Consider the following 14048-nt stretch of genomic DNA (forward strand, 5'->3'; position numbering starts at 1 on the left):
CTCGCACCACATAACTTCACTACGCAATCAAACGTGTCGCGCGGCCCTGATGGCCTGCACGGAAATGCTCGACCTCCTCGTTGACCGCCGCCACGAACTGGTTGCGGAAGCGGTCGGCGGAGAAGAAGCTCGCGCGCTGGCGACAATCGAGTCGCGAGATCGACTTCTCCTTCGCCACGAACGATCGCACGCAGGCGGCGATCGCCTCGGGCTCGGGCGTGTCGAAGAACATGCCGGTCGGACGCGATCCCGTCGTCAGGATCGATTCGCGCGCCCCGCCGCGGCCGAGCGCCAGCACCGGCGCGCCTTCTGACTGCGCCTCGACCGGGATGATGCCGAAATCCTCTTCCGCTGCGAACACGAAGGCGCGCGCGGTCGTCATCAGGTCGCGCAGCTGCCTGTCGGGCACGAAGCCGGCGAACTTGACGTTCGGCCCGGCGATCGACTTCAGCCGCGCCGCCTCCGGGCCATCGCCGGCCACCACCAGCTCGAGATCCGGCATGGTGTTGAAGGCGCGCACGATCGGCTCGATGCGCTTGTAGGGCACCAGCCGGCTCGCGGCGAGGAAGTGGTTGCCGACGGGCAGGATCGCATCGCGCTGCGCGATGGTCACCGGCGGATAGATCACCTTGGCGTCGCGGCCGTAGATCTTCTTGATGCGGCGGGCGACGAATTGCGAGTTGGTGAAGATGGCGTCCGGGCCGTGCGCGGTGCGCGCGTCCCAGATCCGCATCTTGTGCAGCAGGGTGCGGGCGATCAGGCCCTTGACGCCGGTCGCGTAGCCGCTCTCCTCGAGATATTGGTGCTGCAGGTCCCAGGCGTAGCGCATCGGCGAATGCACATAGGCGATGTGCAACTGCTCCGGCCCGGTCAGCACGCCCTTGGCCACGGCGCAGCTGCTCGAGATGACGAGATCGTAGCTCGAGAGGTCGAGCTGCTCGATCGCGAGCGGCATCAGCGGCAGATAGGAGCGGTGATACTTCCGCAGGCCCGGCATCTTCTGCAGGAAACTGGTATGCGACTTCGCGAATCCGAGCTTGGCGCGATCCTCGGGACGGAGCAGGTCGAACAGCGTGAAAACGTCGGCGCCGGGATAGCAGCGCAGGATCTCCTGCAGGACCTTCTCGGCGCCGCCGAGAACGTAAAGCCAATCATGGACGATCGCGACGCGCATCGCACTCTCCCAAACCCCGGGGTATTTGAACAAACCCTTAAGGGAGGTGTTCACGCGCACAAACCCAATCCTAAACTTCTAGTTAATCGCCGTTGTCCTCCGACCCGTCGAATCCGCTGCTAACAGGTAAGGATCGGTTAAGCATCGACAAGCCGCATCGCGTCTCATGTCGTGACATGAGCGTGCCGGACCAGAACGCGATACGAGGCCATGGTCCCGCTTCGGCACACTCGGACACCATAGGCCGCCTTGCTTAACAGGCCCTTGCCGCGCGCAACGCCTACGCGCAGAGCGCCATGCGCTCGACGGCCGCGACGCTGCGTCGCGGCTGTTCGTTAACGCTGTCGAGCCGCACGCGATCGTGATCGCGCGCAGCCGGTCAGCCGGCGATCGCGAGCTGATCGATCGCGTAGCCGTGGCGGATGACGCGGTTCAGCACCGGATCGACCAGCTCGAAGTCGAAGCGGTCGGCGGGGCGGATGCCCCCCAGGGCCGCGAAGGTGCCGCCGAACATCGCCGTGCCCTCGGGCAGGCCGGCCTCGCCATAGCGGCGCGCGATCAGGTCGGATGGCGGCAGCATGCCGCTCAGCGCGCCCTCCTGATACAGCACGCGCTCGCCGTTGATGGTGGCATAAGCGCGCAGCATCAGCTGATCCCAGTGCGCGGCGACGTCGTCGACCAGCCACAGCTCGGGCGCCACCGGCTTGTCGCACATCTGCTTCGAGACGGTGATGTTGTAGGTCTCGACCTTGCGGTCGGTATGATCGGAGCCGACGCCGACCAGCAGCCGGCCACCGGATTTGACCAGCACGAACTCGACCTCGCCGGAGGACTCCCCGCCGCTGACCTCGATCGTCCCGGCGGTGGTCAGCCGGCTGGCCGCGACCTCGTAGTAGATCGGCGTCGTCGCGGGCCTGGCAATGCCGAGCTCTTCCAGCTCGGCGATGTGCTTGTCGCGCGCGACCGGATCGCGCCCGGTCCAGCCGGCGATGACGAGGCGGTGCAGCGTGACCTTCTGCCGCGTTGCCGTACCATCAGCATGAACCAGAACCTCGATCGTCGTGCCGCTCATCGTCTCATCGCCCCTTCGTGACCAGCTTGCCGCTTAGCCGCACCGTCTGCCTCTGGCAAGCGCCCTGCCCTCACTCCTTGCCCGCCTTCTCCGCCTCGTGGTCCTCCTTGAGATGCCGCTTGCGGATCTGGTGCGTCGTGAACCAGATCAGCGCGATCGCGACCGGCACGAAGGCGGCGGTGGCGAAGGTCGGATCGACCGGCAGGCCGAAATCATGCGCGCCCTTGGCGAGATAGCCGAACAGGCTGACGACGTAGTAGCCGATTGCGGCCACGGACAGGCCTTCGACCGTGCTCTGCAGGCGCAGCTGCAGCTTGGTGCGCTCGTTCATCGAGCGCAAGAGGTCGCGGTTCTGCTCCTCCAGCTCGACGTCGACGCGGGTGCGCAGCAGGTCGGCGGCGCGCGCGAGTTTTCGCGACAGCTCCGACTGGCGGCCCTCCAGCGCATTCAGCGTACGCATCGCCGGCGCGATGCGGCGGGAGAGGAACGACGACCAGCTCGAATACGGCGTGATCGGCTCGCCCTCGATCACGGTGAGACGCGCCTGCACCAGGTCGTAATAGGCGCGGCTGGCGCCGAAGCGGAACAGCGTGCCGGTGGCGCCGCGCTCCAGCGAGGCGGCGAGCTCGGTCAGCTCGGTGAGCAGATGATTGTTGAGCTTGAGCGTCTCGGCGCCCTGCATCTCCACCAGCACCTCGCTGAGCCGCCGCTCGATGTGGTCGACCTGCGGCGCCAGCTCGAGCGCGGCGGGCAGGCCGAGCAGCGCCAGGGTGCGATAGGTCTCGAGCTCGAGCACGCGCTGCACCAGCGCGCCGAGCCGCTCCGGTGTCGGCCCCTCGATGCAGACCAGGATGCGGGTGAAGCCGTCCGCGTCGAGCCGGAAGTCGGACGCGACGGCGCCGATCGAGCCCTTCACCGCCACCAGCGCCAGGCTGCTCTTGTCGAACAGCGCTTCCGCTCGCTTGACCGGATCGGTGACGCTCTCGACGCCGAGCTTGACCGCGACCAGCAGCTCGCCAGCGAGCTTCAACGACGCGATCAGCGCCTGCAGCTCCGGCGCGATGTCGCCGAACGGCAGCCGCGGTGCGTCAGCCGGCGGACTCCAGATCCAGGTGAAGGTGGCGAACTCCGAATGCTGCTCCCAGCGCAGCCGCGCCGCGCCGATCACCACCTGATGGTGCTTGATGCCCGGCTCCGGCAGCGGCGCGCCATGCTTCGCACAGAACGCCGCGAGACTGTCGCGATCGGCGGCGGCGCTGTCTTCTTTCGCCATCACGGCCAGCCGGACCACGGACACCGGCTGCGTCAGCGGCGTGAAGGGACGCGCATGCACCTCGTTGAGCACGCTGTCGCGCAGCGCATGCTGGGTGAAGGCGGCGAGATCGAGCGCGGTCATCGGCGGGCTCCGCACACGGACGCGTCGCTATACGAGGCTGCCGCGCGCATGCTCGACGAACCCGCAACCGAGACACGCGACGCTTGCGAGACCGCACCCGAACCATTCACCCCCGTCATGCCGCACTCCGCCTCCCCTTGCTCCCGGACGCACGATTCGCGCACGCCGCACATGTCGGTGCCAGTGTAGCGCAATTCGATGATGACGCCACGGCTGCGGCGATGTGCGCGTCCAATGATGTCGCGGCGACCGCGCGACAACAACCGCCGTCGTCCCGGCGAACGCCGGGACCCTGACCCGCGTGATCTGTCGAGGGATGTCACTGCCAGTTGCCTGCCTCACGTCAGCCAGTGGCTATGGGTCCCGGCGTTCGCCGGGACGACAGCAGTGGGTTCACATCGCAGCACGATCGGACTCGCACGTTCGTGCTATGATGCATGCACCACCCGAGCGGCTGCCCCTCACCCCAACCCTCTCAGCGCGAGCGAAGCTCGTCGCGACCGGGCAAGAGCGGAGCGAGGGAGCGCACCGCCGACGCCACAAGACATCGAGTCACACGACTGGAGATCGCAACATCCATCTGCGTGCCTGCGCCTCGCATCGCCCATCATCCCTCCAGACACACCAAAACCTCCCGCGGCGCCCGCTGCACCCGAGATCATCATCACCAAAACCCTCATCAGATGCCGAGGGCGCAGGGAAGGCCGGACCTCGACTGAGGCCCGTGGCCCCCGTGCGGAAAAATTGCACGGGGCAGGAACCACAGGTCAGCCGGACAGCCCGGCCCTCCCTGCGCGATGGGTTTAACGTCTGCTCCGTGCTCTCCCCGGGGACCGGGCTTTCTTGCCCCCGTCATCCGCGCGACACGTCATGTCACGCGAACTTAGCGCCAGCGTCGGGGCGCCAGGACCACACGGCTTGAACGTCCGCGAGCTGCCAGTCGTCGTGCGCAAGCGCACCTGACAAACCCACGGCCACCGCTCCCCGCCTCAACGTATCGTGACGACGCGTACGCCCCTCTGCATGAGACGGGATGGGGGGAGGAGAACATGATTTCGGAAAATTAGCAAGTAATTTTTTGTGCACCTGGGCCTCATGACGTGGCAGCTGCGTATGGACGCCAGCGTGTGCCCGCCTTTCTCGGGACGTCATGGCCGGGCTCGTCCCGGCCATCCACGCCGGTCAGCGAGCGCCGACGGACGTGGACACCCGGGCCTTCGCCGCGCCGTAGCGGCTTCGGCCGCGCACGCGGGTCAAGCCAGGGCATGACGAGCAACTTATTGCGGCGCGCTCGCGGTTCCGCAGATCCCATCCGCGGCGCACGCAGTTGTCACGTCGGGCGTGGTAGATCATAACGACAGGGTCTTCCCGCCATCGCCCGATGGCTGCTCACCACATCGTCTGCCTTAAGCCTCACAGGACTCCCATGACAACGCTCTCCTCGATCGTCGCGCGCGGTGTCGCGCTGGTTGGCAATGCGGCGCTGCAGTGGCGCAAGCTGCAGGGGGAGACGCCGCAGCCGGCGTGGGGCGCGGCGCCGCAGATTCCGGTGGCGAAGCCGCAGGGCATTCTGCCGACCCTGAAAATGCCGACGGCGCGCGGCTGGCGCGACGGCGAGAAGCCGGTGGCGGCGGCGGGGCTGAAGGTGAATGCGTTCGCCACCGGGCTCGATCATCCGCGCTGGATCTATGCGATGCCGGACAAGTCGGTGCTGATCGCCGAGTCGACGCAGATCCCGAGCCCGGTGCGCAACATGTTCGGCTATGCGATGCAGGCGACGATGCGCCGCGCCGCGGCGCTCGGGGTCAGCGCCAACCGCATCACGAGGCTGGTCGACGCCGATGGCGACGGCACGGCGGAGAAGCGCAACGCGTTCATGGAGAATCTCAGCCAGCCGTTCGGCATGGCGCTGGTCGGCAACACCTTCTATGTCGGCAACACCGACGGCATCGTCGCGTTTCCCTATACTGATGGCGCCGAGCGCATCACCGCACAGGGAAAACGGCTCACCACCTTCAAGCCGGGCGGGCACTGGACGCGCAGCCTGCTGGTCAGCCCCGACGGGACCAAGATTTATGCCGGCGTCGGCTCGCTCACCAACATCGCCGAAATGGGGTTCGAGGTCGAGGAGGGCCGCGCCTGCGTCTATGAGCTGGACATCGCGAGCGGCGCGAGCCGCATCTTCGCGGCCGGCCTGCGCAATGCGGTGGGCCTGGCGTTCGAGCCGACCACGAAGGTGCTGTGGACCGTGGTCAACGAGCGCGACGGGCTCGGCGACGAGACGCCGCCGGACTATCTGACGTCGGTGCGCGAGGGCGGCTTCTATGGCTGGCCCTATTGCTACTGGGGCAAGACGGTCGACGACCGCGTGCCGCAGGACCCGGCGCTGGTGGCGACCGCGCTGACGCCGGACTACGCGCTCGGCGGCCACACCGCCTCGCTCGGCCTGTGCTGGCTGCCGGCGGGCACGCTCCCGGGTTTTCCGGATGGCATGGTGATCGGCCAGCACGGCTCGTGGAACCGCAGCACGCTGTCCGGCTACAAGGTGGTGTTCATCCCGTTCGAGAACGGCAAGCCGTCGGGCCCGGCGCGCGACATCCTCTCCGGCTTCCTGGCGCCCGACGAGAGTTTTTCCTACGGCCGACCGGTCGGCGTGACGCTCGGTCCCGATGGATCGCTGCTGGTGGCCGACGATGTCGGCAATTGCATCTGGCGCGTGACGGGCGCGTGAGCGCTAGCCGGTCATTGGAGCGAGCTGGGGTAACGATCGCGGCTCACCTGCCTCTCCAGGGCTATCGTCATGACGATTCAGAGTGGCGCGTTCGTCCATCTCCTCGTCGTCATGGCCGGGCTTGTCCCGGCCATCCACGTCGACCGGCATCCTTGGAACGGCATGGATGCCCGGGCCTTCGCCGCGCCGAAGCGGCTACGGCCGCGCAGGCGGGACAAGCCCGGGCATGACGGAGAGACTAATGGGCCTCGCTCAATCGTGGCCGTAATACTGTCGATTGCAGTAGCGGCGGCCGGCTTCGTGCTTCGCCGCGCGCTGCGCCGGGGTGGCGTTCGCAGGGATCAGGAAGTCGCCGTTCGCGAACAGCTGCAGACACCTGACGTAGTCCTTGTTGCCGAGCCAGCTCCAGTCGGCCTTGGCCGGCGAGGCCGGTGCCGAGGCAAGCAGGCTGGCGGCCGCGACTACGGCGGCGGCAAGAAGGCGAACTTTTGCAATCATGATCGTGTCCCCTGATGTTCGAGGCCGCACTGTGCAGCCGATGCGGGGATCATGTTCAAAGCAGCGCACGGCCTCCGTGATGGCGCGCACACAGCAGCGGGCGCGCTGCGATGACGTGGACGCCTGCGGCGAGCCGCCGCGGAACTTGGCTCGTGCAGCGCCGTTGTCGCCGGGATTAGTTCTTCAGGAGAGTCCCATGGCCGACAATGTCGATCCGAACCACAAGCAGCCCGGCGAGAAGCAGGAAGGGCAGTATCACTACAATCCGGGCAATCAGTCCGGCAAGACCATCGACGTGGTGAAGCCCGAAGACGAGCAGGTCAACAACAAGGACCGCATCGAGAATCGCGAGCGCCCGCAATCAAGGTGAGGCGCGTCGGATTTGTCGTCATGCCCGGACTTGACCCGGGCATCCATCTCCTTGCGAAGAGTGTTTTGGATGGCCGGGTCAAGCCCGGCCATGACGCCTGAGAGGGTGCGGCCCTACCCCTCCAGCAGAAACGCCAGCGCCTCATCACAAGGCGCCGCCAGTTTCAGCGACAGCAGGTCATCCGCGCGGGTGCGGCCGAGATTGATGGCGGCGATCGGGATGTTGCGGTCGGCGGCGGCGCGGACGAAGCGGAAGCCGGAATAGACCATCAGCGAGGAGCCGACGACCAGCATGGCATCGGCCTGCTCGACATGGTCGCGAGTGGTGGCGACGATGTCGCGCGGCACGGTCTCGCCGAAGAACACGACATCCGGCTTGAGGATGCCGCCGCACATCTGGCACGCAGGTACGGTGAACGCAGCGAAATCGACGCCGTCGAGATCCGCATCGCCGTCGGGGGCAGCAGCGGCGTCATGCGCCAGCCAGTGCGGATTGGCGCGGATCAGTTCATCCTGGAACTCAGCACGCGCGAGCGTCGCGCCGCAGCCGAGGCAGCGCACGCGATCGAGCCGGCCGTGCAGGTCGATGACGTTGCTGGTCCCCGCCGCCTGGTGCAGCCGGTCGACGTTCTGCGTCACCAGCAGCGAGCAGCGGCCCTGCGCTTCCAGCCGAGCCAGCGCGTGATGCGCGCCATTGGGCCGGGCCTGGCCGAAGCGGCGCCAGCCGACCATGCTGCGCGCCCAATAGCGGCGGCGCATGTCCTCGCTGCCCAGAAACGCCTGGATGGTGACTGGCGGCGTGCGCTTCCACTGTCCGTCGCTGTCGCGATAGTCGGGAATGCCGGAATTGGTGCTGCAGCCGGCTCCGGTGAGCACAACGATACGACTATGGCTGTCAAGAAAGGATCTGAGCGCTGAGGGATTGACCATGGCGTTGCACATGTAATCGCCGGAACCGCCCTGCGCCAGTCCGCCACAGCGCGCGCGGGACCGGGTGAACCATTGCGCGCGGAGGGGTTTATCCCGCGGGAGGATCCGGCATGACCCCACGCAACGGACACGACCGCGGACTGTGGCCGCTCGAGGAGACCGACGACGACGTCGAGGACGAGCGCGACCTCTCCACCGGCGAAGGCGGCAGCATCGAACTGCCGCTGTCGTCCGACGACATTACCGAGGACGACTGACGCGGCTCAGCGCGCCGGCGGCACCGTCGCGAGCCAATGCCGCGCGATGTCGGCGCGCGGTGCGATCCACGCGGCCCCGCTGCCAGTGATGTGCGCAAGGATGCGGTCGAGCGCGCCGATCCGGCCGGGGCGGCCGATCATGCGCAGATGCAGCCCGATCGAGAGCATCTTCGGTGCGGTGTCGCCCTCGCGGACCAGCCAGTCGAACGCGTCGATCACGTAGTCGGCGAAGTCGGCGCCGCGGAAGCGCGAGCCGTTGAAGAACTGCATGTCGTTGCTGTCGAAAGCGTAGGGCAGCACCAGATGCGGGCGGCCGGCGACGTCGACATAATAGGGCAGGTCGTCATTGTAGGCGTCGCTGTCGTAGAGGAAGCCGCCCTGCTCGACCAGCAGCCGCCGCGTGTTCGGCGAGCTCGCCGACCGCGTGTGCCAGCCTAGCGGCGGCTTGCCGGTGACGCGCCGGATCGTCTCGACCGTGCGCGCAATCACGCGGCGCTCCTCGGTCTCGCCCATGCCGGCATGGCTCTGCCAGCGCCAGCCATGCGCTGAGATCTCGTGGCCGCGCGCGACCGCGTCGCGGGCGAGCTCCGGCGAGCGCTCGACAGCGCGGCCGCAGGCGCTGACCGTGACCTTGACGCCATGCGCATCGAACAGGTCCATGATGCGCCACCAAGCGGCGCGCGTGCCATATTCGAAATGGCTGTCGATGCAGGGATCGGGACCGTCCAGACGATGCACGACCTCGTAGATCGCCTCGTTGCTCGCATCACCGTCGGATACGGAGAACTCCGAGCCCTCCTCGAAATTCACCACCAGCGACACCGCGACGCGCTTGTCATCAGGCCAGCCTGCGTGCGGCGGGCGGCCGGCATAGCCAACGAGATCGCGGCGGAAGACGGGCTGTGAGCTCATGACATCAATCCGCGGTTCCGGCCATGCGATGCAGGCCGACCAGGCGATCGCTGATCAGCAGCAGCACCAGGGTGCCGGCGAGAATGAGGGTGGAGAGAGCCGCGAGCGTCGGATCGGGCGCCTCCTCGATATATTGCAGCATGCGGATCGGTAGCGTCTTGGAGCGCACATCCGTCAGGAAGATCGACACTGGATAGTTGTCGAACGAGGCGAGCAGGCTGAACAGGCCGGAGATCAGGAACGACGGCGCCAGCGCCGGCACCATCACCCTGATAACACTGCCCGCATAGGTGCAGCCAAGCGTGCGCGCGGCCTCGATCAAGGTGAAGTCGAAGCGCGAGAGGCCGGCGATCATGGTGCGCGCGACATAGGGCAAGGTGACCACGAGATGCGCCACCAGCAGCGCGCTCCAGGTCGCGGTGAAGCCGATCATCCGGAAATATTGCAGCAGCGCGATGCCGAGCACGAGGCCGGGCATCATCAACGGCGACACCAAGAGCGTCCCCAGCGCGGTCGCGCCCGGCAGCCTGCCGCGCGCGATCGCAATCGCGGCGAGCGTGCCCGCGACCAGCGAGAGCGCCGTCGACAGCAGCGCAATCTGCAGCGAGAGCGACAGCGACGGCCAGAAGCCGTCGAGCCGGCCGATGCGGCCATACCAACGCAGCGAGGCGCCGGACAGCGGCAGGTCGAACACCGGCGTCGGCGAGAACGAGGCGGCGGCGATCACCGCCAGCGGCAGCACCAGGAACAGCGCGAGACCGATCGCGAGCATCCAGCAGACGATGATGGCGAGCCGCGTCATCATCTGGGCTCCCGCGACAACAGCGTGCTGAGCGCCACGACGATGACTGCGATCGCCAGCAACACGACGCCGGCGGCGGCGCCGAAGCCGGGCTCGCGCGCCAGCAGATAGGCCTTGGCGATGGTGGTGGCGAGGGTCGGGTATTTCTCGCCGATCAGCAGCGTCGGCACGACATAGGCCGACACCGACAGCGAGAACACCAGCGCGACGCCGGCAATGATACCGGGCAAGGTCAGCGGCAGGATGACGCGGAAGAACACCACGACAGGCGAGGCGCCGAGCGTCGCGGCGGCCTCGGCATAACGGCCATCGAGCTGCGCCACGACCGCGTAGATCGGCAGCACCATGAACGGCAGGAAAATGTTGACCGCACCGACGATCAGCGCCGTCTGGGTGAAGATCATCCGGATCGGATCCTCGACGATCCCGAGCGCGATCAGCACGGTGTTGATCAGTCCGTCGCTGCGCAACAGGATGGTCCAGGCGAACGCCTTCACGATCACTGAGGCTGCGAGCGGCAGGAACAATGTCGCCAGCAGCAGCGAGCGCAGCAGCCCGCGCGCCCGGGCCAGCGCGAAGGCGGCGGGATAGGAGACGACGAAGGCGATCAAGGTCGTGAGCAGGCCGAGCCGCAGCGAATTCCAGATCACGCCGAGATAATACGGCGTGCCCAGCAGCCTGGTGTAGTTCGCCGCGCTGACGCCGCCCTTGCCGTCGAGCACGCTGACGCCGAGCAGCAGCGCCAGCGGCAGCACGAACACCAGCGCGATGATCAGCAGCGAAGGCGCGACGAAGCCGAACGCGAGCATGCGCTCGCGATCCGGCGCGGATGCCTTGGTCATCGGTGCTGACAGCACGGCCTCGGTCATGGCGATGCCTCGGCGGCGAACGCGAAGGTCTCGGCCACCGGCCAGGCGAAGCGCACCTCGTCATGGACGCGCGGCAGCTCGGCCTCGCGCCCCGACAGCTCCGCCAGCAGGCTCGTGCCGGCGCCGGCATCGATGTCGACGAGCGTCCGCGAGCCCTGGAACACGACCGACCGGACGCGGCCGCTCGCCGCGTTCGCGCCCGCCTCGGCACCGAGCCGGAGCTGCTCCGGCCGCGTCGCCACGATGACTGAGGCCCCCGGCTGGAATGCACCGCGCGCCGACAGCCGGCCAACCGCTGTGATCACATCGACCATGCCGTCGCCGGCCCCGACCACCTGACCGGCGATGCGCGTCGACAGGCCGACGAAATTGAGCGCGAACAGGCTGGCCGGCCGCGCATATAATTCACGCGGCTCCGCCAGTTGCTCGATGCGGCCCTTGTTCATGACCGCGACGCGATCGGACATCGTCAGCGCCTCGTCCTGGTCGTGGGTCACGAAGATCGCGGTTGCCTTGACCTCCTGCAGCAGGCGGCGCAGCTCGACCTGCATCTCCTCGCGCAGCTTGCGATCGAGCGCCGACAGCGCCTCGTCGAACAGCAGCACGTCCGGCTCGACCGCGATTGCCCGCGCCAGCGCGACGCGCTGCTGCTGCCCGCCCGATAGCGCCGAGATGCGGCGGCCGGCGAGATGGCCGAGCTTGACCAGCGCGAGCGCCCGCTCCACCGCGCGATCGATCTCGGCCTTCGGCGCGCCGCGCACCTTCAGCCCGAACGCGACGTTGCCGGCGACGGTGAGGTGCGGGAACAGCGCGTAGCTCTGGAACACCACCCCGACATTGCGCCGGTGCGGCGACACGTGCGTGACGTCGCGTCCGGCGAGCTGGATCGTGCCCGTGTCGGGCGGCGCGAGACCCGCGATCGCCCGCAGCAAGGTGGTCTTGCCGCAGCCGGACGGACCGAGCAGAGTGACGAGCTCGCCGCGCAGGATCGTGAGATCGACGCGTTCGAGCACGGTCGCCGCGCCAAAGCGCTTGGAGACTCCGCTGATGACCAGATGCGGCGCCGCGCTCATGTCATCTCCTTGCTCCAGCGATCGACCCAGCCGGCACGGTTCTTGGCGATGAAGGCCCAGTCCGGCGCGAACAGGCTGGCGGGATCGGGATAGCCTGAAGGCAGCGGCGTCGCCTGGTTGGTCGGCGCGATGAACGCGGTCTTGGCCAGGATGCTCTGCGCCTCCGGGCTCAGATAGAAGTCGATCACGGCGTCGGCGAGATCGCCGGCCGGCGCGCCGCTGACCTTGGCGATGCCCGACGGCATCGAGAAGCCGCCGTCCTTCGGAACGGCCAGATCGACCGGCGAGCCGTCCGCCTTCCTGATCAGCGTGTAGGCCGAGAACTGGCCGCCGATCATCCAGGCCTCGCCCTGCTCCAGCAGATTGATGGCCTGCGGCGCGTTGGTGTAGACGTTCAGGAGGTTGGCCTTCAGGCTCTTCACCTTCTTGAAGGCGGCATCGATCTCGTATTGCGCCTCCTTGAACGGCTTGCCGGTCTCGAGATGCGCGGCGGCGAGCAAGGTCCAGAAGCCTTCGGTGTTGGACAGCGAGGGGATGACGATCTTCGAGTCGTATTTCGTGTCCCACAGCTCGGCCCAGCTGCTCGGTGCCGTCTTCATGCGCTTGGTCGAATAGGCGATGCCGACCCAGGGCTTCTGATAGTTGGCCCACATGCCGTCCTGGTGCACGCTGCCGTCGACCAGCTTGCCGAGATTGGGAATTGATGACGCCGACATCTTGGTGATCAGCCCTTCGGCGGCCGCCGGCAGCATCACCGGATCGTCCATGATCACGACCGAGATCTTCGGGCTCGCCTTGTCGGCCTGCATCTTCTGCAGATTGGTCAGCGAGTTGGTGCCCTCATAAAGCACCTTGCAGTCGAGCTTCTTCTCCAGCACCGGGAACAGGTCGGAATTGAAATATTTGGCGGCGCCGGCGGGACCGCCGATCACGATCTCTTTGGGAGCGGCGCGCACCAAAGCGGGCGCGGCGAAGGTGGCGGCGAAGGCCGCACCGGTCTTCAGGAGGCTGCGTCGGGAGAAGGGGTGCATGAGAGGATCCCGTGTGAGCTGTCGAGGGGTGCGGGATCAGATCAGCAAGCACCGTGCCAAATGTGCACATTTTCACGACGCAAGCTCGATCAGAGGCTTAGGCTGGAGGGCCTCCCGCCGCCTGCCCAGCCGCGGGCAGAATGTGCACATTTTTTGGAGGTGACCTGCCGCACCATTGGGCCTAGCAATCGGGCATGACGAAGCGCGCGCAGCGAATCGGGAAGGCCAATCCCGCCGAGGACGAGGCGGTGTATCAGGCCATCCTGCGTGCGTTGCTGGACGGCAAGCTGAAGGCCGGCACCAAGCTCGCGGAGACGCCGCTGGGGGCGATCTTCGGCGTGTCGCGGGAGCGCATCCGGAAAGTTCTGCATCGGCTTGGTGCCGAGCGGCGGCTGGAGATGATCCCGAACCGGGGCGCGCGGGTGCCGCGTCCGACCCTCGACGATGTCAGACGGGTCTATGAGGCGCATCGGGTGCTGGAGGCCGGCGTGCTCAGCCAGCTGGTTCTCAGGATGGACGAGGTGCTGCTCGCCCGGCTCGACGCGCATCTGGCGGAGGAGCGCGCCGCCGCGCAACGCGGCGATCGCGCCGCATCGGTCAGGCTGTCCGGGGCGTTTCATGTCCATCTCGTCGACGCGCTCGGCAATCCCGAACTGTCACGGATGCTCGGTGACCTGCTCAGCCGGTCCTCTGTCATGGTCTCCGTCTACGAGCCGGCGGCGCAGTCGATCTGTGCGGTCGATGAGCACGGCGCCATCGTGGCGGCGCTGCGCGACCGCGACCTGATGCGCGCGATCGCGGTGTCGCGCGAGCACTTCCTGCATGTCGAGGGCCGGCTGCGGCTCGAGGCCGACGAGGCGACACCGTCCCAGGATCTCGCCGCGGTGTTTGCGGGGCGGCGGCTGCGTGTCAGGGCGCGTTCGGCTTGAGCGGC

At 67.4% G+C, this 14048-nt stretch carries 14 protein-coding genes; 4 read left to right on the forward strand and 10 right to left on the reverse strand.

Annotation, left to right across the window (positions count from 1 at the left end; all coding sequences use genetic code 11):
• Window positions 1-19: 19 nt before the first annotated feature.
• From ACQR1I_RS20555 to ACQR1I_RS20565, 3 genes are all read right to left on the reverse strand, one after another.
• Window positions 20-1174, reverse strand: coding sequence for a glycosyltransferase (locus ACQR1I_RS20555; RefSeq protein ID WP_434866368.1), 1155 nt, complete (start codon window positions 1172-1174; stop codon window positions 20-22).
• Between the two features lie 379 nt (window positions 1175-1553).
• Window positions 1554-2246 (reverse strand): DUF2848 domain-containing protein, encoded by a 693-nt coding sequence (locus tag ACQR1I_RS20560; RefSeq protein WP_434866369.1) that lies wholly within the window; start codon window positions 2244-2246, stop codon window positions 1554-1556.
• Between the two features lie 70 nt (window positions 2247-2316).
• Entirely contained in the window at window positions 2317-3642 is a 1326-nt protein-coding gene (locus tag ACQR1I_RS20565; protein ID WP_434866370.1) for a DUF3422 domain-containing protein, read from the reverse strand.
• 1426 nt (window positions 3643-5068) lie between these two features.
• Here ACQR1I_RS20565 and ACQR1I_RS20570 point away from each other — a divergent pair.
• Window positions 5069-6373, forward strand: a complete 1305-nt coding sequence (locus ACQR1I_RS20570; RefSeq protein ID WP_434866371.1) for a PQQ-dependent sugar dehydrogenase — start codon at window positions 5069-5071, stop codon at window positions 6371-6373.
• Window positions 6374-6625: 252 nt separating this feature from the next.
• On the opposite strand, the gene ACQR1I_RS20575 is transcribed toward ACQR1I_RS20570, so the two are convergent.
• Window positions 6626-6871, reverse strand: a complete 246-nt coding sequence (locus ACQR1I_RS20575; protein WP_434866372.1) for a hypothetical protein — start codon at window positions 6869-6871, stop codon at window positions 6626-6628.
• 196 nt (window positions 6872-7067) lie between these two features.
• Here ACQR1I_RS20575 and ACQR1I_RS20580 point away from each other — a divergent pair, with 196 nt between their 5' ends.
• Window positions 7068-7241, forward strand: coding sequence for a hypothetical protein (locus tag ACQR1I_RS20580; RefSeq protein ID WP_434866373.1), 174 nt, complete (start codon window positions 7068-7070; stop codon window positions 7239-7241).
• Between the two features lie 113 nt (window positions 7242-7354).
• Here the strand turns inward: ACQR1I_RS20580 and ACQR1I_RS20585 are convergent, their stop codons facing one another.
• Window positions 7355-8170 carry an NAD-dependent protein deacetylase gene (locus ACQR1I_RS20585; protein WP_434866374.1) on the reverse strand — a complete coding sequence of 272 codons (816 nt, stop codon included), beginning with the start codon at window positions 8168-8170 and terminating at the stop codon, window positions 7355-7357.
• Between the two features lie 110 nt (window positions 8171-8280).
• Between ACQR1I_RS20585 and ACQR1I_RS20590 the strand changes: the two genes are divergently transcribed.
• Window positions 8281-8427 carry a hypothetical protein gene (locus ACQR1I_RS20590; RefSeq protein ID WP_434866375.1) on the forward strand — a complete coding sequence of 49 codons (147 nt, stop codon included), beginning with the start codon at window positions 8281-8283 and terminating at the stop codon, window positions 8425-8427.
• Between the two features lie 6 nt (window positions 8428-8433).
• On the opposite strand, the gene ACQR1I_RS20595 is transcribed toward ACQR1I_RS20590, so the two are convergent.
• Genes ACQR1I_RS20595 through ACQR1I_RS20615 form a run of 5 tightly spaced genes read right to left on the reverse strand, consistent with a single transcriptional unit; the run spans window position 8434 to window position 13114 of the window.
• Window positions 8434-9339, reverse strand: a complete 906-nt coding sequence (locus ACQR1I_RS20595; RefSeq protein WP_434866376.1) for a polysaccharide deacetylase family protein — start codon at window positions 9337-9339, stop codon at window positions 8434-8436.
• Between the two features lie 4 nt (window positions 9340-9343).
• Window positions 9344-10144 (reverse strand): ABC transporter permease, encoded by an 801-nt coding sequence (locus ACQR1I_RS20600; RefSeq protein ID WP_434866377.1) that lies wholly within the window; start codon window positions 10142-10144, stop codon window positions 9344-9346.
• Window positions 10141-11010, reverse strand: coding sequence for an ABC transporter permease (locus tag ACQR1I_RS20605; protein ID WP_434866378.1), 870 nt, complete (start codon window positions 11008-11010; stop codon window positions 10141-10143). Before ACQR1I_RS20605 ends, ACQR1I_RS20600 begins: the two co-directional genes overlap by 4 nt.
• A complete protein-coding gene (locus ACQR1I_RS20610) occupies window positions 11007-12083 on the reverse strand; it encodes an ABC transporter ATP-binding protein (protein WP_434866379.1) in 1077 nt (358 codons plus the stop codon). Before ACQR1I_RS20610 ends, ACQR1I_RS20605 begins: the two co-directional genes overlap by 4 nt.
• The gene (locus ACQR1I_RS20615; RefSeq protein WP_434866380.1) at window positions 12080-13114 is read right to left on the reverse strand and encodes an extracellular solute-binding protein; all 1035 of its coding nucleotides are present in this window, start codon (window positions 13112-13114) and stop codon (window positions 12080-12082) included. Before ACQR1I_RS20615 ends, ACQR1I_RS20610 begins: the two co-directional genes overlap by 4 nt.
• A 194-nt stretch (window positions 13115-13308) precedes the next feature.
• Between ACQR1I_RS20615 and ACQR1I_RS20620 the strand changes: the two genes are divergently transcribed.
• Window positions 13309-14043: a GntR family transcriptional regulator gene (locus ACQR1I_RS20620; protein ID WP_434866381.1), complete on the forward strand. Its 735-nt coding sequence runs from the start codon at window positions 13309-13311 to the stop codon at window positions 14041-14043.
• Window positions 14044-14048: the final 5 nt, after the last annotated feature.

Origin of the sequence: Bradyrhizobium sp. HKCCYLS2038 (assembly GCF_051167655.1) — a bacterium.
In the GTDB taxonomy this organism is placed as follows: domain Bacteria; phylum Pseudomonadota; class Alphaproteobacteria; order Rhizobiales; family Xanthobacteraceae; genus Bradyrhizobium.

Excerpts from the sequence above, each read along its gene's own strand:
- ACQR1I_RS20595 (WP_434866376.1), bottom strand. The coding sequence starts at position 9,339 with ATGAGCTCACAGCCCGTCTTCCGCCGCGATCTCGTTGGCTATGCCGGC.
- ACQR1I_RS20555 (WP_434866368.1), bottom strand. The coding sequence starts at position 1,174 with ATGCGCGTCGCGATCGTCCATGATTGGCTTTACGTTCTCGGCGGCGCC.
- ACQR1I_RS20560 (WP_434866369.1), bottom strand. The coding sequence starts at position 2,246 with ATGAGCGGCACGACGATCGAGGTTCTGGTTCATGCTGATGGTACGGCA.
- ACQR1I_RS20615 (WP_434866380.1), bottom strand. The coding sequence starts at position 13,114 with ATGCACCCCTTCTCCCGACGCAGCCTCCTGAAGACCGGTGCGGCCTTC.
- ACQR1I_RS20570 (WP_434866371.1), top strand. The coding sequence starts at position 5,069 with ATGACAACGCTCTCCTCGATCGTCGCGCGCGGTGTCGCGCTGGTTGGC.
- ACQR1I_RS20585 (WP_434866374.1), bottom strand. The coding sequence starts at position 8,170 with ATGGTCAATCCCTCAGCGCTCAGATCCTTTCTTGACAGCCATAGTCGT.
- ACQR1I_RS20600 (WP_434866377.1), bottom strand. The coding sequence starts at position 10,144 with ATGATGACGCGGCTCGCCATCATCGTCTGCTGGATGCTCGCGATCGGT.
- ACQR1I_RS20605 (WP_434866378.1), bottom strand. The coding sequence starts at position 11,010 with ATGACCGAGGCCGTGCTGTCAGCACCGATGACCAAGGCATCCGCGCCG.
- ACQR1I_RS20610 (WP_434866379.1), bottom strand. The coding sequence starts at position 12,083 with ATGAGCGCGGCGCCGCATCTGGTCATCAGCGGAGTCTCCAAGCGCTTT.
- ACQR1I_RS20580 (WP_434866373.1), top strand. The coding sequence starts at position 7,068 with ATGGCCGACAATGTCGATCCGAACCACAAGCAGCCCGGCGAGAAGCAG.
- ACQR1I_RS20590 (WP_434866375.1), top strand. The coding sequence starts at position 8,281 with ATGACCCCACGCAACGGACACGACCGCGGACTGTGGCCGCTCGAGGAG.
- ACQR1I_RS20565 (WP_434866370.1), bottom strand. The coding sequence starts at position 3,642 with ATGACCGCGCTCGATCTCGCCGCCTTCACCCAGCATGCGCTGCGCGAC.
- ACQR1I_RS20620 (WP_434866381.1), top strand. The coding sequence starts at position 13,309 with ATGACGAAGCGCGCGCAGCGAATCGGGAAGGCCAATCCCGCCGAGGAC.
- ACQR1I_RS20575 (WP_434866372.1), bottom strand. The coding sequence starts at position 6,871 with ATGATTGCAAAAGTTCGCCTTCTTGCCGCCGCCGTAGTCGCGGCCGCC.